The sequence below is a fragment of the Nonomuraea sp. 3N208 genome, from assembly GCF_052245935.1.
GTDB lineage: Bacteria > Actinomycetota > Actinomycetes > Streptosporangiales > Streptosporangiaceae > Nonomuraea.
In genome coordinates, this window is record NZ_JBQQBR010000046.1 from 14,386 (window position 1) to 31,968 (window position 17,583).

The 17,583-nt window shown below is 70.7% G+C and carries 17 protein-coding genes; 11 read left to right on the forward strand and 6 right to left on the reverse strand.

Annotation, left to right across the window (positions count from 1 at the left end; genetic code table 11):
- The first annotated feature begins 132 nt into the window (after positions 1-132).
- The 4 genes from ACTWPT_RS47740 to secA2 all read left to right on the forward strand — a co-directional run bounded on the left by ACTWPT_RS47740 (position 133) and on the right by secA2 (position 5,498).
- Entirely contained in the window at positions 133-1,218 is a 1,086-nt protein-coding gene (locus ACTWPT_RS47740; protein ID WP_443184186.1) for an acyltransferase family protein, read from the forward strand.
- A gap of 89 nt (positions 1,219-1,307) precedes the next feature.
- Entirely contained in the window at positions 1,308-2,126 is an 819-nt protein-coding gene (locus ACTWPT_RS47745; protein WP_443184187.1) for an SAM-dependent methyltransferase, read from the forward strand.
- A gap of 194 nt (positions 2,127-2,320) precedes the next feature.
- On the forward strand, positions 2,321-3,205 hold the full coding sequence (locus ACTWPT_RS47750) for a DMT family transporter (RefSeq protein WP_443184188.1): 885 nt from the start codon (positions 2,321-2,323) through the stop codon (positions 3,203-3,205).
- Between the two features lie 142 nt (positions 3,206-3,347).
- Positions 3,348-5,498 carry an accessory Sec system translocase SecA2 gene (gene secA2, locus ACTWPT_RS47755; protein ID WP_443184189.1) on the forward strand — a complete coding sequence of 717 codons (2,151 nt, stop codon included), beginning with the start codon at positions 3,348-3,350 and terminating at the stop codon, positions 5,496-5,498.
- Here secA2 and ACTWPT_RS47760 read toward each other — a convergent pair.
- The 3 genes from ACTWPT_RS47760 to ACTWPT_RS47770 form a co-directional block, all read right to left on the reverse strand.
- Positions 5,495-6,091 carry a nucleotidyltransferase gene (locus ACTWPT_RS47760; RefSeq protein WP_443184190.1) on the reverse strand — a complete coding sequence of 199 codons (597 nt, stop codon included), beginning with the start codon at positions 6,089-6,091 and terminating at the stop codon, positions 5,495-5,497. The two genes, secA2 and ACTWPT_RS47760, sit on opposite strands and share 4 nt — an antisense overlap.
- A gap of 362 nt (positions 6,092-6,453) precedes the next feature.
- Entirely contained in the window at positions 6,454-7,470 is a 1,017-nt protein-coding gene (locus ACTWPT_RS47765) for an SDR family oxidoreductase (RefSeq protein ID WP_443184191.1), read from the reverse strand.
- 7 nt (positions 7,471-7,477) lie between these two features.
- On the reverse strand, positions 7,478-8,029 hold the full coding sequence (locus ACTWPT_RS47770) for a hypothetical protein (protein ID WP_443184192.1): 552 nt from the start codon (positions 8,027-8,029) through the stop codon (positions 7,478-7,480).
- Between the two features lie 65 nt (positions 8,030-8,094).
- On the opposite strand from ACTWPT_RS47770, the gene ACTWPT_RS47775 reads away from it, so the two are divergent.
- Genes ACTWPT_RS47775 through ACTWPT_RS47785 form a run of 3 tightly spaced genes read left to right on the forward strand, consistent with a single transcriptional unit; the run spans position 8,095 to position 9,325 of the window.
- The gene (locus ACTWPT_RS47775) at positions 8,095-8,307 is read left to right on the forward strand and encodes a hypothetical protein (protein ID WP_443184193.1); all 213 of its coding nucleotides are present in this window, start codon (positions 8,095-8,097) and stop codon (positions 8,305-8,307) included.
- Positions 8,308-8,352: 45 nt separating this feature from the next.
- Positions 8,353-8,601 carry a BON domain-containing protein gene (locus ACTWPT_RS47780; RefSeq protein WP_138664103.1) on the forward strand — a complete coding sequence of 83 codons (249 nt, stop codon included), beginning with the start codon at positions 8,353-8,355 and terminating at the stop codon, positions 8,599-8,601.
- Positions 8,585-9,325: a metallophosphoesterase family protein gene (locus tag ACTWPT_RS47785; RefSeq protein ID WP_443184194.1), complete on the forward strand. Its 741-nt coding sequence runs from the start codon at positions 8,585-8,587 to the stop codon at positions 9,323-9,325. The genes ACTWPT_RS47780 and ACTWPT_RS47785 overlap by 17 nt, the downstream gene beginning before the upstream one ends.
- A 255-nt stretch (positions 9,326-9,580) precedes the next feature.
- Here ACTWPT_RS47785 and ACTWPT_RS47790 read toward each other — a convergent pair whose 3' ends face one another.
- Entirely contained in the window at positions 9,581-9,730 is a 150-nt protein-coding gene (locus ACTWPT_RS47790) for a GPGG-motif small membrane protein (protein WP_443184195.1), read from the reverse strand.
- Positions 9,731-9,800: 70 nt separating this feature from the next.
- Here ACTWPT_RS47790 and ACTWPT_RS47795 point away from each other — a divergent pair, with 70 nt between their 5' ends.
- Together ACTWPT_RS47795 and ACTWPT_RS47800 are read left to right on the forward strand one after the other, a co-directional pair.
- Complete coding sequence (locus ACTWPT_RS47795; protein ID WP_443184196.1) at positions 9,801-10,754, forward strand: TIGR03557 family F420-dependent LLM class oxidoreductase; 954 nt, start codon at positions 9,801-9,803, stop codon at positions 10,752-10,754.
- A 246-nt stretch (positions 10,755-11,000) separates the two neighbouring features.
- Positions 11,001-12,827 (forward strand): transketolase, encoded by a 1,827-nt coding sequence (locus ACTWPT_RS47800; RefSeq protein ID WP_443184197.1) that lies wholly within the window; start codon positions 11,001-11,003, stop codon positions 12,825-12,827.
- 23 nt (positions 12,828-12,850) lie between these two features.
- Here ACTWPT_RS47800 and ACTWPT_RS47805 read toward each other — a convergent pair whose 3' ends face one another.
- The gene (locus tag ACTWPT_RS47805; RefSeq protein ID WP_443184198.1) at positions 12,851-13,234 is read right to left on the reverse strand and encodes a ChaB family protein; all 384 of its coding nucleotides are present in this window, start codon (positions 13,232-13,234) and stop codon (positions 12,851-12,853) included.
- A gap of 13 nt (positions 13,235-13,247) precedes the next feature.
- Entirely contained in the window at positions 13,248-13,529 is a 282-nt protein-coding gene (locus ACTWPT_RS47810; protein ID WP_443184199.1) for a hypothetical protein, read from the reverse strand.
- A gap of 38 nt (positions 13,530-13,567) precedes the next feature.
- On the opposite strand from ACTWPT_RS47810, the gene ACTWPT_RS47815 reads away from it, so the two are divergent.
- Complete coding sequence (locus ACTWPT_RS47815; RefSeq protein ID WP_443184200.1) at positions 13,568-14,071, forward strand: shikimate kinase; 504 nt, start codon at positions 13,568-13,570, stop codon at positions 14,069-14,071.
- Positions 14,072-14,197: 126 nt separating this feature from the next.
- Positions 14,198-17,581: a protein kinase domain-containing protein gene (locus ACTWPT_RS47820; protein WP_443184201.1), complete on the forward strand. Its 3,384-nt coding sequence runs from the start codon at positions 14,198-14,200 to the stop codon at positions 17,579-17,581.
- Positions 17,582-17,583: the final 2 nt, after the last annotated feature.

Sequence of the window (17,583 nt, forward strand, 5' to 3'; positions counted from 1 at the left end):
CTTCATCGGGCCCGCTCCCGCTACCCGCCCGCGCCTCGGTAAACCCCTTGCAAAGTCCTTGCAGGCAGGCGATGGCAACCCCGGCGCAAGCACCCGAGCGCACCCTCTCCGTGACAGGAAGGGGTGGAACCAATGCGAACCAACTCAGACAGGCTGTACGAGCTCGACGGGCTCCGACTTCTGGCGGCACTGTGCGTCGTGTTGTTCCACTACACGTTCTCCGGCTGGGTCGGCGGCGCCAGCCCGGTCGCCTTCCCCGAGGAGAGCTCCTGGTCCAAGTACGGCTACCTCGGTGTGGACCTGTTCTTCCTGATCAGCGGGTTCGTGGTGCTGATGAGCGCGTGGGGCAGAAGCCCGCGCGCGTTCCTGGTGTCGCGGGCCGTGCGGCTCTACCCCGCCTACTGGGTCGGCGTCGCGGTCACCGCCGCGGTCACCGTGACGCTGGGGCTAGGAGTGTTCCAGGTGACGTTGCCGCAGGTGCTGGCGAACCTCACGATGTTCCAGGCGGTGCCCGACATCGCCAACGTGGACGTCGTCTACTGGACGCTCTGGACAGAGATGCGTTTCTACCTGCTCATCCTGGTGTTCACCTGGATCGGGATGACCCGGGCCCGTGTCATGGCGGGACTGTGGATCTGGCTGGGGCTGGCCTTCGCGGTCCAGGCGGGGCTCTTGCCCGGGGTCGCGGACCTGGTCGTGCAGTCGGAGTTCGCGCACTACTTCATCGCGGGCATGGCGCTGTTCATGCTCTACAGGTTCAGGCTGAACCTGCAGATCGCCCTGCTGGTGCCGATCTGCCTGGGCAACGCCGTCTACCGCGCCATCGGGTACGCCGACGCGGTCGGCGAGCGCTACTCCGTCACGTACTCGCACGCGATCATCACGACCGTCGTCGTGGTCATCTTCCTGGTCATGACGCTCGTAGCGCTGCGCGTCACCCAGCGCCTGGGCAGGCCGTGGCTGGTGCCGGCCGGGGCGCTGACGTACCCGCTCTACCTGCTGCACGCCCACATCGGCTTCATCGTGTTCGCCCGGCTGGGGGACGCGGTCGACGCGCACGTGCTGCTGTGTGGGCTCATCCTCGTCATGCTGGGGGCGGCGTACCTGGTGAACCGGTTCGTGGAGCGGCCGCTCGCACCCGCCCTCAAGCGCCTGCTCTCGCGCCGGCCGGTCGCGCCGGCGCTCGGGGTGCTCGTAGCGGGACAGCCGACACGGTGACCTGACTCTCCTGACAACCGCCTGCGAGGCCGGGCGTCGGAGCGCCAGGTGCGGATACCATCCGCGTCATCGGACCGAAGGAGGCCCACGTGAGTCTGAACAGTCACGAGTGGGCTCCACCCGGCGTCGATCCGGACCAGCCGAGCGTGGCCCGCGTCCACGACGTCCTGCTGGGCGGCATGGAGAACTTCGCCTCGGACCGCTCGGTGGCCCGCAGGCTGAAGGACGCGGTGCCCGAGGTGGTGAACCTGGTCTGGTGCAACCGCGCGTTCCTCGGCCGGGTCGTGGACTTCCTCGTCCGCGAGTCCGGCATCAGGCAGATCGTCGACCTGGGCGCCGGCCTGCCCACGGTGGAGAACACACACGAGGTCGCCCAGTTCGCCGATCCCCGGTGCCGGGTGGTCTACGTGGACATCGACCCCATGGTGGAGCCGCACGCCCGCGCGATACTCAGCGGCAACCCGAACGCCGACGCGATCACCGCCGACGTCCGCGACGTGGAATCCGTGCTCGGGCACCCGACCCTCACCAAGCTCATCGACCTGACGCAGCCCACGGCGCTCTTGGCGGTCGGGCTGCTGCACTTGCTGCCCGACCAGGAGGATCCACACGGGCTGGTCAAGCGGTACATGGCCGCGCTGGCGCCGGGCAGCTACCTTGCCGCCTCGAACCTTATGGCCTCCCCCAGCCCCAAGGCCAAGGCACTGGAGGTGATGCTCCAGGCGACCATGGGCACCGGGCACTTCCGCGAGCGGGCGGCCGTCGCCGGCTTCTTCGACGGACTGGTGCTGGTGGAACCGGGTGTGGTGCACCTGCCGGAATGGCATCCCGACGAGCGGATCCCAGGGCCGCTGGCGCCCTGGGAGGAGTTGCTGCTGGGCGGCGTGGCCCGCAAGCCGCATGCCTGAAGGGCCGGCGTCGCCCTCAGGCCGCAGGGGGGAGGCGTTAGGGTGAGGGCTGTGCCGCGACGTTTGATCTGCTCTCCGCCGCCCGCCCAGTAGCGGGCGGCATTTCCTGAAATTTCCGGGTCTGACAGATCCGGGAGTGGCTGCTGCCCGCGTACCGGGCCCATTCCCACCACTCCCATCGGAGAGCTCCTGTCATGACCCATGTCTCCGCCCGGCGGGGCGCCGTGTACGTGTCCGTGGCCGCGACCGCCTGGGGCACCGGCGGCGCGGCCGGTTCGCTCCTCTTCGAGACCGGCGGGCTCGGCCCCGTCGGCGTGTCACTCTGGCGCTACCTGCTCGGCGCCGCCTTCCTGCTCACACTCGCTCCCCGCCCCTCCTCCTCTACTAGCCGGCTGACCTGGCGCGTGTTGCCGATCGGCTTCGGGATGGCCGTCTACCAGACCGCGTACTTCGCCGCGATCGCCCATTCCGGCGTGGCCGTCGCCACCGTGGTCACCATGGGCGCCACGCCCGTCTTCACGGCCCTGGGCAGCCGCTTCCTCCTGCGCGAGCGCCTCGGCAGGGTCGCGCTCGCCTCGCTGGCCGCCGCCCTGACCGGGCTAGCCCTGCTCACCGCGGAAACCGCGCTGCAGGCCCGTACGTCCTCCGTCGCCGGCATCGGCTTCGCCCTGGCCTCGGCCGCCGGGTACGCCGGCGTCACGCTGTTCTCCCGCCGCCACAGGGACGACCCGCGGGGCACGGCGATCGGCGGGTTCGTCGTGGGCGCGGCGTGCCTGGCGCCGTTCGCGCTGGCGGAGGGAGTGGTGCCGGAGATGAGCCTGGCCACGGCAGCGTTGCTGGTCTACCTGGGCGCGGTGCCGACCGCTCTGGCGTACGGGCTGTATTTCCGTGCGCTGACCGCGCTCAGCGCCACCACGGTCTCGATCATCTCCCTGGGCGAGGCCGTGGGCGCGGCCCTGCTCGGCGTGGCGGCGTTCGGCGAGCACCTCACACTTCTCGCCTGGTCGGGGTGCGTGTTGTTGCTCGCCGCCGTCGCGGTGCTCGCGGCGCGGCCGCAAGCAGGACGAGAAGCAGGCTGAGCGGCCCCCCGGATGGGTTAAGGTCCGGTACGGCGGCCCTGATCCCGCGCATGCGGGGAACGGTGTCCGCGCGGCGCGCGTTGGAGGAACTGTGGCCTCGATAAAGGGAATATTCAAAAACCTCCTGGACCGTCCAGGAGGAGTGCCCTTGACGGGCTACCAGAAGACCGTCAAGGCGGCTGATGCTCGTGCCGAGCGGGTGGCGAAGCTGGACGAGCTGCCTAGACCGGACATGGGCGACCTGGCCGAGTTCTGCGCCATCGCGCGGGAGGCCGCCGACCGGACCCTTGGGCTGCGGCCGTACGACGTGCAGTTGCTCGGCACGCTCGCGTTGCTCGACGGGAAGGTCGCCGAGATGGCGACCGGCGAGGGCAAGACGTTGTCCGGCGCCATGGCCGCGGCGGGGTACGCGCTGCAGGGCAAGCGCGTGCACGTGATCTCCGTCAACGACTACCTGGCCAGGCGCGACGCCGAGTGGATGGGTCCGTTCTACGAGGCGCTCGGGGTGAGCGTGGGCTGGATCGGACAGAATTCCACACCGGACGAGCGGCGTGCGGCGTATGCGAAGGACGTGACCTACGGACCGGTCAGCGAGATCGGGTTCGACGTGTTGCACGACCGGCTCCGTACGGACGCGAGCGAGATCATCGTGCCCGCGCCCGAGGTCGCGCTGATCGACGAGGCCGACTCGGTGCTGGTCGACGAGGCCCGGGTGCCGCTGGTGATGGCCGGCTCCACCGACCCGGGCAACGCGGTGCCGGAGATGGCGGCCCTGGTCAGGCAGCTCGTACGGGGCTACCACTACGAGATCGACGAGCAGGCCCGCAACGTCTACCTCACCCCCAAGGGCGCCGACAGCGTGGAGAACCTCCTCGGCGTCGAGCTCTACGACGAGCACGAGCCGGGCACGCTGATCGAGCTCAACCTGGCCCTGCACGCCCACGCGCTGCTGGCCCGCGACGTCGACTACATCGTGCGCGACGGCAAGGTGCAGCTGATCAACCCTTCGCGCGGCCGGGTGGCGCTGCTGCAGCGCTGGCCCAACGGCCTGCAGGCGGCTGTGGAGGCCAAGGAGGCGCTGCCGCCGAGCGAGAAGGGCGAGATCCTCGACTCGATCACCGTGCAGGGCCTGATCCGCCGCTACCCGCAGATCTGCGGCATGACCGGCACCGCCGTGGCCGTCAGCGAGCAGCTGGGCGAGTTCTACGGGCTCAAGGTCGCCGTGATCCCGCCCAACCGGCCGTGCGTCAGGAAGGACGAGCCGGACCGCATCTACCCGACCGTGCCCGACAAGGACGCCGCGCTGGTCGAGGAGATCCAGGAGGCGCACGCCACGGGCCGGCCGATCCTCATCGGCACACTCGACGTGGCCGAGTCGGAGAACCTCGCCAAGCTGCTGCAGCGGCGAGGCCTGGAGCCGGTCGTGCTCAACGCCAAGAACGACGCCGAAGAGGCCGCGATCATCGCCAAGGCCGGCGAGCGTGACGCGATCACCGTCTCCACCCAGATGGCCGGCCGCGGCACTGACATCCGCCTCGGCGAGGGCGTGGCCGAGCTGGGCGGGCTCTACGTGATCGGCTCAGGACGCCACGCGAGCAGCCGGCTCGACGACCAGCTCCGGGGCCGCGCCGGCCGCCAGGGGGACCCCGGCGGCTCGGTGTTCTACGTCAGCACGCAGGACGACCTGATCACCCAGTTCGTCTCCGACGAGCGACCGCCCGCCCCGGACGCCGACGGGATCGTGCGGCACCGGCGCGGCGCTTACCTCGTCGGCCACGCCCAGCGCGTCGCCGAGGGCGTCAACCTGGAGATCCACCGCAACACGTGGCGCTACACCCGGCTGCTTGAGCATCAGCGCGAGCTGATCCTGGAGTGGCGCGACAAGGTCCTGCACGGCGACGCCGCCGCCAAGGCCCTGGCCGCGGCCGACCCCGAGCGCTGGGCTGAGCTGCCCGAGGACACCAGGGACGAGACGGCCCGCCAGATCGTGCTGCACGCCATCGACACCTGCTGGACCGAGCACCTGGCGTTCCTGACGGACCTGCGCGAGGGCATCCACCTGCGGGCGCTGGGCCGGATGAGCCCGATCGACGAGTTCCAACGGGAGGCCGTGGCCGAGTACAAAACGCTGCTCGCCGAGGTGGAGCGGCGGTCGCTTGAGTCGTTCGAGACGCCGGAGCGGGAGCTGAAGCGGCCGCAGGCGACGTGGACGTATCTGGTGCAGGACAACCCGTTCGGCACGGAATGGGACCGCATCCTCCGGAGGGTCACGGCGGCCACGCGGCGCGGCTAGGGCCACTTGGGGTCGCCGGACGGCTCGACCGGCCCGTTCAGCACGCCGAGTCGCTCCAGCAGGGTGATGAACGTGGCCGCGTACGGCGAGTCCGCGGTCACGGCCGCCACGCGCGGCCAGTCGACCTGCTCGCGCATCGCGCGCACCTGGGCCAGCAGCGCCCCGTAGTCGCAGGCGTGCTCCGACAGCGGCAGCAGCCACGAGATCACCAGGTCGGTGGCCTCCAGCACGGGCACGATCACCGCCGACGCCTTCAGCGGCTCGGCCCGGTCGAGCAGTTCGTCGGTGATCGGCATGTCGGACACCCGGTAGATCAGGTCCACCAGCCGGCCCTCGTCGTACGCCTTGACCAGCCAGTCCTCGGGCGGCTTGGCGGTCTGGAACCCGATCGCGCGTAGTGCCTCCAGCGCGGCGGGCACGTCGTGCTCGGTGAGCACGAAATCCACGTCGTGCAGCGAGGGGGCGGCGCCTCTCGCGTACGCGGCGCAGCCTCCGGCCAGCGCGAACTTAATACCGGCATCCTTCAGCCCAGAGCTGGCACGCTTGAGCGTGTCGAGGATGGCGTCGGTGACCGCGTGGCCATGGCTACTCATGTGGTCGGGCTACCCAAACGTCCCCCAAGTAGACGTTGCGCGGGCGGGCCTGAGGGTAGCGCCGTGGCCGCCCTCTCGGCGGCGCTGTCCGGGCGGCGGGCGCCCGACCGCATCGGGGTGATGGACCTGCTGCTCATGGCGGCGTGCACGCACAAAGTGTCGCGGCGGCTCGCCAAGGATCCCCTGGCGCCCAAGGCGACCCGGCTCGTGGGGGCGACGATGACCGCGGTGGCGATCTCGGACTGGCTGCAGCTCGCCTACGCCAAGTTCATGAAGTCGGCGTCCTGGACACCGCGCGGAATCGATCCAAGGGACCCGCCGTCGGTGGCTGAGATCCCCTGGTGGAAGAGACAGCCGGCGGATCAAGGTCGGGTGGTGGTGCGGCGCACGGCGGTGAGGGCAGCGGCGGCCGCGCCGCCGGCCAGCACGAGCAGGACGGCCCCCCGGTGCCGGGACAGCCACAGCTGCGGGCTGCGCCCGTGGGAGCGCTGGTCGAACGCGCCGTGGGCACCGTAGTCAGTGTTCTCGTCCGCCGGTTCCCAGAGGTTGGACACGCCGCTCGGCGGCTTCTCGTCCGTCTGCTGGGATTTGATGCCGGTCCGCGCCACGTACCGGTCCACCAGCGCCGGCGCCACCCGCTGCGCCAGCATGGTGGCGACCGTAGGGGTGCCGACCCAGTACTCCTTGCGCTCGGGATGCTGCGCCGCGTACACGATGGCTTTGGCCGCGATCTCCGGCTGGTAGATGGGCGGCACCGGCTGCGGGTGGCGGCGGAGCTTGGACAGCACCCAGTCGAACTGCGGGGTGTTGAGCGCGGGCAACTGCACCAGTGTGATGTGGATGTCGCTGCGGTCGGCCATCAGCTCCGTGCGGACCGACTCCGTGAAGCCCTTGATCGCGTGCTTGGCGCCGCAGTACGCCGACTGCAGCGGGATGCCGCGCTGCGACAACGCCGAGCCCGCCTGCACGATGGCACCCGCGTTACGCGGGCGCATGAGGTCCAAGGCGACCTTGGTGCCCCAGACATACCCCAGGTACGTGACGGCTGTGGTGCGCTCGTACTCCTCCGGGGTGATGTCGGTGAATTTGGCGAAAACACTGGAGAAGGCGATGTTGATCCAGACCGAGATCGGACCCAGCTCCGCCTCGATACGCTCGGCCGCCTGCCTCACCTGGTCGTAGTCAGCCACGTCCGCCTCGTACACCTGGCCGCTGCCGCCCGCGACGCCCACATCCACGGCGGCGGCTCCCAGCCCGGTCGTCCCGCGCGCGACCAGTGCCACCTCAGCGCCCTGCTGCCCGAGTTCGCGCGCGACCGCCCGGCCGACCCCGCCGCTCGCACCCGTCACCACCACAACTCGCCCGCGAAGTGGTGCCATGTCGAGATCAGCCCGCCTCTCCGTTGCTGCGCTGCTTCTGACGTCGTACGGCCAGCACGATGTCGATCACGGTGGCCACGGCCAGCGCGACCGCGAGCCCCGTCATCACGGGCGCCCGGGTGATGACCCCCAGCACCGCGAACGCGAACAGGAACACCAGCATGAAGGAGCCCACCCTGATGTGCACCACGTCACGCGGTGTGGCCGGCACCATGGCGTGGCCTTTGCGGTCCCGCTCCTCGTGCCACTCTCCCTTATCTGACATGGCGCTCACCTGCCCTTCCTGTTTGCCGCCTAACGTCCTGGGTAGCCGCCCTTCGTGCCGGAGCTGCATCCCAGTGACCAAAGTGAGCCGGGGATCGTGCGGCGGCGCCGCGTGCCCGTCGGCACGGACGCGGCCTGCCGCAGGCAGTACCGCTACCACGACGTGTGGCGCGAGCAGCAGGATCGGGCCAAGTTCGATCGGGTGCTGGAGGTGGCCGAGCGGCTGCCGGCCTTCAGGAAGGCCGTGGACGACCAGCTCGACGGGCGCGGCCTGGCCACGCTCAGGATGGAGCACGTCACCTGCGCCAACGGCCCTGCGAGGCCTGCTCCTACCAGGCCAAGGGCGACGTCCTGCGGGAAGTGGAGGTCGCCGAATACCTGGGCAACACCCCCACCGTGGCCCGCGCGTCGTACGTGGACCCGCGGGTCGTGGAGGCGTACGGCCAGGACAAGACAATCGCCGCGGCGCTGACCGAGCTGGGCGCGGACGCCGACTTCGGGCAACTGGCGACGGCGGGCCGGGTGGAACGGGCGGTCATACACCTGATTCGCTCCGGCATACGGACCGTTTGAGCGGTTCACGCCCGGGCATGCGGCGACAGAAGAAGGAGGCGAGCGATGGAAGCTCCGCAGTACGTCGCGGCCCGCGTCCAGCAGGCGCTGGCCGAGGACGGACGCACGCACGAGCTCGGCATTCGCGTAGATATAAGAGGCGACCAGCTGTTCCTGCGGGGTCAGGTGAGCGGAGCCGAGCAGCGCGAACGGCTCGGCCAGGTGGCGCACGAGGCGGCACCTGAGCTCCGCGTGCACAACGAGATCAAGGTCGTGGACTTCAGCGAGCCAGGAGAGGATGAGCACCTTGATTGACCTGCGCATAGCGGCCGTGGGAGACATCCACCTGGGAGAGGACCAACGCGGCCAATACCGCAAGAAACTTGCGGGTATCGAGGACCGGGCCGACGTGTTCCTGCTGGCCGGGGACCTGACCAGGCACGGCACGCTGGAGGAGGGCAAGGTGGTGGCCGACGAGCTGCGCGACCTGCCCATCCCGGTCGTCGCGGTGCTCGGCAACCACGACTACCACTCGGATCTGCAGTACGAGATCGCCGGCGAGCTCCGCAACGCCGGGGTCGTCGTGCTCGACGACGACGGCGCGGTGGTCCAGTGCGGTGAGCACAAGCTGGGCGTGGTCGGCGGCAAGGGCTTCGGCGGCGGGTACGCCGGAAAGTGCGCGAGCGAGTTCGGCGAGCGCGAGATCAAGAACTTCGTGGCCCACACCCGCTACATCGCCGAGGCGTGGAAGGTCGCGCTGAAGGAGATCGTGGCCGACCACCGCGTGGTCGTGTCGCACTACTCCCCGATCAAGGAGACGCTGGAGGGAGAGCCGCCGGAGATCTACCCCTTCCTCGGCAGCTACCTGCTGGCCGAGGCGGTCGACACGGCCGGCGCCGATCTGATCGTGCACGGGCACGCGCACAAGGGCAGTGAGAAGGGCATGACCCCGGGCGGCATCAGGGTGCGCAATGTGGCGTTGCCGGTGCTGCGCCGGGCCTACGGCATCTACTCCATGGGCGAATCAGAGCACTTCTAGAGGACCTCCACCAGATCGGCCACGCCCGGCCAGGTAGTCACGGACTCTCACCGACGCCGCGCCCGACTCGTAGCAGCTGAACGGCGGGTACTTGCTCACGCATCATCCCTGCCCGGCAAAGCGGCATTGAGATGCGATGCTTACGATATTTCGGCAAAGTCCGGCGGAGTCCGGCAAACCAAGAGAACCGCTGGACCGTTCTCGAGGATCGGTCCAGCGGCGGAGATGGACGGGGGAACCGGGTCGCCGGCTCCCCTAGACATTGAAGATGCTGATCCCGCCGGGCCCGACCAGGAAACCGAGGACGATCAGGACGATCCCCCAGAGAATGTCGCGCCGTGCCAGGATCACGTAGATCCCGGCGATGACGAGTATTACCGCGATGATCCAGAGCAATGTAGCCATGGGCTGCAACTGCCCTGGGGGTCAGCTATTTAACATGTTTTCCCCCGACGCAAGGGGCAGGGAAAAACATATGACGATATTCGGCTATTTCCTATCGTGCGAGGAGCACGGCCCCAAAGAGCTGGTACGGCAGGCCAAGGCCGCGGAACGCGCCGGCTTCGAGGCCCTGTGGATCTCCGATCACTTTCACCCGTGGCTCGACGAGCAGGGCGAGTCCCCGTTCGTCTGGTCCGTGATCGGCGCCCTGGCCGAGGCCACGTCCCTGCCCATCACCACCGCCGTCACGTGCCCGCTCATCCGCACCCACCCGGTGGTCATCGCGCAGGCCACGGCCACCACGGCGGCTCTGACCGGCGGCCGCTTCCGGCTCGGCGTGGGCACCGGCGAGGCACTCAACGAGCACGTGATCGAGTCCCGCTGGCCGCCGCTCGCCGAGCGGCTGGAGATGCTGGAGGAGGCCGTCGCTCTGATGCGGGAGCTGTTCACCGGCAAGCTGGTCACGCACCGGGGTGACCATTACCGGGTGGACACCGCCCGGCTCTACACCCTGCCCGACGAGCCGGCACCCATCCTCATGTCGGGGCTCGGCGAGAAGTCCACGGAGCTGGCCGGGCGCATCGCCGACGGCTACATCTCCACCGCCCCGAACGCCGAGTCCGTCCAGTCGTTCCGCCAGGCCGGCGGCGCGGGCAAGCCGACGCTCGGCGGGCTCAAGGCCTGCTACGCCACCGACGAAGGGGCGGCGCGCAAGACCGTGCACCGCCTGTGGCCCACGCAGGGCATCAAGGGCGAGGCCTCACAACTCCTTCCGCTGCCGCGCCACTTCGAGCAGCTCGCGCAGTCGGTCACCGAGGACGAGGCCGTCGACGGCAGCCCGGTCGGCCCGAATCCCGAGGTCCACATCCAGGCGATCAGGCAGTACGTGGACGCCGGGTTCACCGAGGTGTACGTCAACCAGATCGGCGACGAGCAGGACGCGTTCTTCGACTTCTACGCGCGCGAGGTCCTGCCGCGGGTCCGCTAGCCCTGTCTCCGCGACGGACTGCGCGCCTTCACCACCCTCCGCACTTCGGCGAAGGTCCTTCTCGCGTGAAGGGCCGAGGGCCGGCGAGCGTCCTTTGGACAGAACACCGGGAGCGGGGCGGCTGACGTTCGACGACGGGACAGGTGCGGACTACGGGTCGGCGCCGGTTCCGGGAGCCGGACGGGCCGAGTTAAGCGGGCCGGAGGGGGTAGGCGGCCAGGAACCGTCTCAAGGAGGTCATGACTGATGCCTGAGCGCGATCTTCGATACCTGGCCGACCTGGCCGCGCAGCTACGCGTCGACTCCGTGCGGGCCGCCGCCGCGGCCGGCTCCGGCCATCCGACCTCATCCATGTCCGCGGCCGACCTGATGGCCGTGTTGTTCGCCTGCCATCTCCGGTATGACTTCGACGAACCCGGCAACCCGGCCAACGACCACCTGATCTTCTCCAAGGGGCATGCCTCTCCCCTGCTCTACTCCCTCTATAAGGCGGCGGGGATCATCGGTGACGAGGAGTTGCTGTCGTTCAGGAAGCGCGGGAGCCGGCTGGAGGGCCATCCGACCCCCCGCCTGCCCTGGGTGGACGTGGCGACCGGGTCGCTCGGTCAGGGGCTGCCGGTCGGGGTCGGGGTGGCCATGGCCGGCCGGCTGGAACGGCTGCCGTACCGGGTGTGGGTGCTCTGCGGCGACAGCGAGCTGGCCGAGGGGTCGATCTGGGAGGCCGCGGAGCACGCCGGGGACGAAGGGCTGGCGAACCTGACCGCCATCGTCGACGTGAACAGGCTCGGGCAGCGGGGCCCCACCAGGCACGGGTGGGACACCGGGGCGTACGCGCGCAGGTTCGGGGCGTTCGGGTGGCACACGATCGAGATCGACGGACACGATCCCGGGCAGATCGACTTCGCGCTGAACGACGCCTGCAACACGCGCCGGCGGCCCACCGTGATCCTGGCCAAGACCCGCAAGGGCGAAGGCGTGCTGGAGGTCGAGAACCGCGAGGGCGCGCACGGCAAAGCGCTGAAGGATCCCGGCAAGGCCGTCGAAGAGCTGGGCGGCCCGCGGAACGTGGGGGTGGAGGTACGCGTACCCGGCCCGGCGCCCAGGCCGCACCGGTTCGAGGGCGGGCCGCTGGAGCTGCCCGCGTACAAGGTGGGCGACGCGGTCGCCACGCGGACGGCGTACGGGGAGGCGCTCAAGGCGGTCGGCGCGGCCAGGGGCGACGTGGTGGCGCTGGACGGCGAGGTGGCGGACTCGACCAAGACCGAGACGTTCGGCGCGGCGTTCCCCGAGCGGTTCTTCGAGATGTACATCGCCGAGCAGCAGATGGTGGCCGCGGCGGTCGGGCTGCAGGTGCGGGGGTGGAAACCGTACGCGGCCACGTTCGCGGCGTTCTTCACCAGGGCGCACGACTTCATCAGGATGGCAGCGGTGAGCCGGGCCTCGATCCGGCTGGTCGGCTCGCACGCGGGCGTGGCGATCGGGGAGGACGGTCCTTCCCAGATGGGGCTGGAGGACCTGGCCATGCTGCGTGCCCTCTACGGCAGCACCGTGCTGTATCCGTGCGACGCCAACCAGGCGGCGGCGCTGGTCGCCGAGATGGCGGACGTCGAGGGGGTGTCCTACCTGCGGACCACGCGCGGGAACACGCCTGTCATCTACGAGCCGGGCGAGCGGTTCCCCATCGGCGGGTCGCGGGTGCTGCGGCACTCCCCCGGCGACCGGGCCACGATCGTGGCGGCCGGGGTGACCGTGCACGAGGCGCTGGCGGCGGCCGACGAGCTGGCCGGGGCCGGAGTCCCGGTGGGGGTGATCGATCTGTACTCGGTCAAGCCGGTCGACGCGGCGGCGCTGACCGAGGCGGCCACCACCACGGGCAACCTGATCACGGTCGAGGATCATCGGCTGGAGGGCGGGCTCGGCGACGCCGTCATGGACGCCGTGAGCGAGCTCGGGCCGCGGGTGATCAAGCTGGGTGTGACGGAGCTGCCCGGGTCCGCGACGCCGGAGGAGCAACTGGCCGACGCACGCATTGACCGCCACGCTATTGCCGCGGCGGTCAAGCGGTTGTTGTGACCGGTTGTTCTTTACTGGCGGGGTCACCGCGCCTTGGCGGTGGCCTGCCTGTTGGCCTTCTTGATTGCGCCGACCAGCTCCTGCTTGGTCATCTTGGATCGGCCGCGCACGCCGAGCTTGGCGGCCACGCCTTGCAGGTGCTCCTTGCTGGCGTTGGCGTCCACACCTTCGGCCGTGCGACCGGATCGGTCCGTCGCCCCCTTGTCGGAGGGGCCCTTCTTCGACTTCGGCTCCCAGTGGTCGCCGACCTTCTCGAAGGAGTGCTTCAACGCGGCGAACGCGGTCATGTGGGCGCGACGGCCCTCGCCGTACTGCTCCACGGCATTGTCGTGCGCCTTGATCCACGTGTTCTGCGCCTTCTTCGGCGAACGCTTGACGGTCGACGGCAGCTCTTCGACAGCGGGCATGCCGATTCACCTCCTACAGCGGTGGTTCGTCGTAGTGGCGGCGTTCCTCGTACACGGATGTCCTGCGGGCCTCAGGCTCCTCGTAGATGTCGTGGCGGTGCACCGGCTCGTCGATCGGGCCGACCGCCCTACGAGTGACGCTGATCCGGTAAATACCGAACAGGAGTCCGACGAGTCCGCCGAGCATGAGGATGACCCCCACTACGTTGATGTCGAGGCCGGCGAGGTCGAATTCGACGGCCCAGGTGAGGATCGCGCCGAGCATGATGAGGATGATGCTTCCGGCGATGGTCATCAGATTTACCTCCTTGACACGAAGGAACCTCTATCCACATGTCGAAAAACAAACCAGTCGTGGTGATCGGGCTGATGGGCTCGGGCAAGACGACCGCCGGCCGGCTGATCGCCCAGGCGCTCGGGCTGACGCTGAGTGACAGCGACCCGTTCCTGCAGTCCCGGTACGGCGGCACGGCCGCGCAGATCGCCCGCCGCGAGGGGGCCGACACGCTGCACTGGTACGAGGCCGAGCACGTGCTCCACGAGCTGGCCGGCGAGCCCAAGGTGATCGCGGCGGCGGCCAGCACGGTCGAGGACCCGCGGGTGCGGACGGCGTTGCGTGATCCTTTCGTGGTGTGGGTGGACGCCTCCGACGACGTGCTGGCCCAGCGGATGCACTCCAGCGACCATCGTCCCGACTTCGACCCGGCGGCCATGCGGGCGCGCCGCGCGCCGTTCTTCCGTGCGGTCGCCGATCTGGTGTGCGACGTCGGCGTCCTGCGTCCTGAGCAGGTGCGGGACGCGGTGCTGCAGGCGCTGGGCAAACCGGTGCACCGGTGACGGTACCGTGGGGACGCTCGAACCTGGCATAATGATCATGACGCCTGGGTCCTTCGAGGCGCGCGGGGGGCCTGTGGCGTCATTTCGGACAACCAATGAACCGCGCTACGCATCTAAGCATCAGTGATGATGGTGCCCGGCGATCCCGAGAGGCTTGGCGGCTACTGGCTGGCGGCCCGCCTCGGCGCGGGCGGGCGCGGTGTGGTCTACGACGCCTACGACGACGAGGGCCGCAGATACGCGGTCACGGTGCCGCGTGGCGAGACCGGCGGGCCCCGGTTCGAGCGCGTGACCTGCCCCCATCTTGCCGAGGTGGTCGCCGTCGGGGTCGACGATGGCATGCCCTACGTGGTGAGCGAATACGTCGACGGTCCGGATCTGCGGCGGGCGGTCGAGCTGCACGGCCCGTACGAAGGGGACGAGCTGGTCGCGCTGGCCGCCGCCCTGGCAGCCGCCCTGGGCGCGCTGCACGAGGCGGGGCTGACACATCGCGGGCTCAATCCGGAGAGCGTGCTGCTGGCGGACGGCGGTCCCAAAGTGATCGAGCTCGGCCTGCCGGCCGCGGGGTCGGTCGACGCGAGCTCCGGCGCCTTCACGTGCTTGGCCCCCGAGGTGCTGACCGGCAAGGAGGCGGGGGCGGCGGCCGACGTGTTCGCCTGGGGAGCGGTGGTGTTGTTCGCGGCCACCGGACACGACCCGTTCCGCGGGGAGAGCCTGGGCGAGGTCATGCACCGGCTGCTGACGGTGGACCCCGACCTGAGCACACTGCCCGGCCCGCTGCGGGAGCTGGTCGGGCGCGCGCTGGCCAAGGACCCGGCCGACCGTCCCATCGCGAAGGAGCTGCGGATCGAGAGCACGGCCGGGCTGCGTCCGCCGGAGGGCCACGCGGGGCCGCGCTCGCTCGGCGAGGTGGCGGAGGAGGCCTACCTGGCCCTCACCCCCGGACAGCAGGAGGAAGTGCCCGGCCTGCTGCTGCGCCTGCTGGACGGCGACAGCCCGCACGACGAGGGCGACGTGCTCCGGCCGCTCATGGACGCCGGCCTCCTGGTGCGGCGCAGCGTGCGCGTCCCACCGGCCGAGACCCCCGTCGGCAAGCTGGTGGCCGTCGGCGACGGCCGGGTGGCGCCCGCCAGCGCCGCGCTGTACCGGGCCTGGCCCAGGCTGCGCGGCTGGGTGACGGACGAGCGCGAGAGCATGCCGGTGCACCGGCGCATCAGGGAGGCGGCCGGTCACTGGTCGCGGCACCGGCGCGGCCGGAGCCACCTCTTCCGCGGCGAAGAGCTGGACACGGCGCTCGGCTGGGCCGCGACCAAGCGCCGCCACCTGCGGCTCAACCAGCTCGAACGCGACTTCATCAACGACAGCGTGACCCTGTCCAAGCAGCGCAGGCGGCTGCTGATCCCCGTGCTGACGGCGCTGGGCGCGGTGCTGGCGGTCGCGGTGTCGATGTCGGTGATCTCCGTACAGGGCCAGAACGAGCTGCGCGGGCGGCTCGTCGAGGCCAACGCGCGGGCCGTTGCGGCGCGGGCTGAGGCGCTGCGGACCTCGGATCCGCGTACCGCGATGCGGCTGAGTGTGGCCGCCTGGCGGATGTCGCCGGTGTTCGAGGCGCGGGCGGCGTTGCAGGCCTCGCTCGTCCAGCCGGAGCTCGGCGTGTTCACCGATCCGGCGCCGGACTCGCGGGCCCGGTACCTGCTGCGCGGTGACGAGCTGGTCAAATGGGACGTGGACGCGGTCACGATCTGGGACGTCGGGACCGGGCGGCACGTGGCCTCGTACGGGCTGCCGCCGGGCAACGCGGCGCTGAGCGACGACGGGCGCTTCGCGGAGGGGGTGGACGGCCGGCCGTTCGACGTGGTGACCGGGCGCCCGCCGGCCGCGGGCGTGTACGCCATCAGCAGGGGCAATCGGACCAGGGTCTACCGGGGCGGCCGGGTGTTGTTCGAGGTCGCCGACCGGAAGGTGGCCCTGTCGGCGGACGGGAGCAGGGCGGCCGTCTCCCGCGTGGACGGGCGGGTGGAGTTGTGGGAGCTCGCGGGCCGGACCAAGACGGCGACCGTCGAGGTCCGCCCGCTGCGCGGCGCCGACGCGGCGGCGCCGTCCATGGCGTTCAGCCCCGACGGGAACGTGCTGGCCGTGGCCGGGCGCGACGGGGTCACGCTGGTGGACCCGGCGAAGGCGGCGGCCGACGCTCCCGGCCCGGACGCGCGAGCCGACGACACCCCCAGGGCACGCCACGGGGATGCCGCGGAGACCGGGAGTGCGAGGGCTGATGAGCCCGGGCCCACCGAGCTGCGCCTAGGTGATCGCGCCGACGGGCTGGAGACGACCGGCGCCCAGCGGGTCGTCACGCAAAGGCTGGCGGCGGCGCCCCATGGCACCTCGGCGGACGTCCCCGTCTTCAGCCCGGACGGCCGCCTGCTCGCCCTGCCCAGCGGCGGCGAGGTCCGCGTGTGGAACGTGGCCGAGCGCCGGCTCGCCAGCTCCTACCCGCTGAAGGACCCCCAGCCCGGCCTGGCCTTCTCCGCCGACGGGCAGGCGCTGCGCTACCTGAGCGGCACCGGCTCGGTCGTCTCGCTCACCGTGTCCGGCCTGCCCGCGCCCGCCGACGACCACGCGGCCGCCGCGTTCTCGGGCAACGGCAGGTACGCGGCCAAGGAGGTCGGGAACTCGATCGAGCTCACCGACACCGTGGAGCACAGGAAGCTCGGCAGGATCGCCGCGGCCGGCGACCTCGCCTTCGACGCGGGCGGCCGCCTGCTGGCCGTCGCCGGCGACCCGGTGACCGTGTGGAACGTGGCCGGCAGCAACCTGGTCACCTCCATCGACGCCGGCGGCGACGTGCAGGCCGTGGCGCTCTCCCCCAAGGGCGACCTGCTGGCCACGGCACACGGCCGGACCCTGGAGACGTGGGACGTACGCGCGGGACGACGGGTCAAGGTGTACGAGGGCGCGGGCGACCTGGCGCTGGCGTTCAGCCCGGACGGCTCGACGCTGGCCGCCGGCGCCAACCTGCTGGATCTGCGGACCGGCAGGGTCACCCCGCTCGACCTGCGTACCGCCACCTCGGCCGACGCGCCGGTGCCGACCGCGCTGGCGTACTCCCCCGACGGGCGCACGCTGGCGTTCGGGCTGGACGGCGGCCGGGTCCTGCTCTGGGACGTACGCGGGCGCACACGGCTGGGCACGATCGAGACCGGCACGTCGGCGGTGGACGAGCTGCGCTTCTCGCCGGAGGGCGACCTGCTGGCCGTCGACGCCGCCCGTACGTCGCTGTGGGACGTGCACACGATGCGCGAGGTCGGCCAGGTCGCGTCGTGGGCCGCCGGGCTGGCCTTCAGCCAGGACGGCAAGCGGCTGCGCGGTGTGGCGCTGGACGGCAGCGTACGCGAGAGCCCGGTCGATCCGGCCCTGACGGCGCAGGAGGTGTGCACCCGGGCCGGCGGGTCGCTGAGCAGGGCGGAGTGGTCGCGCCTGATCCCGGAGAGCGGCTACCAGGACGTGTGCTGACG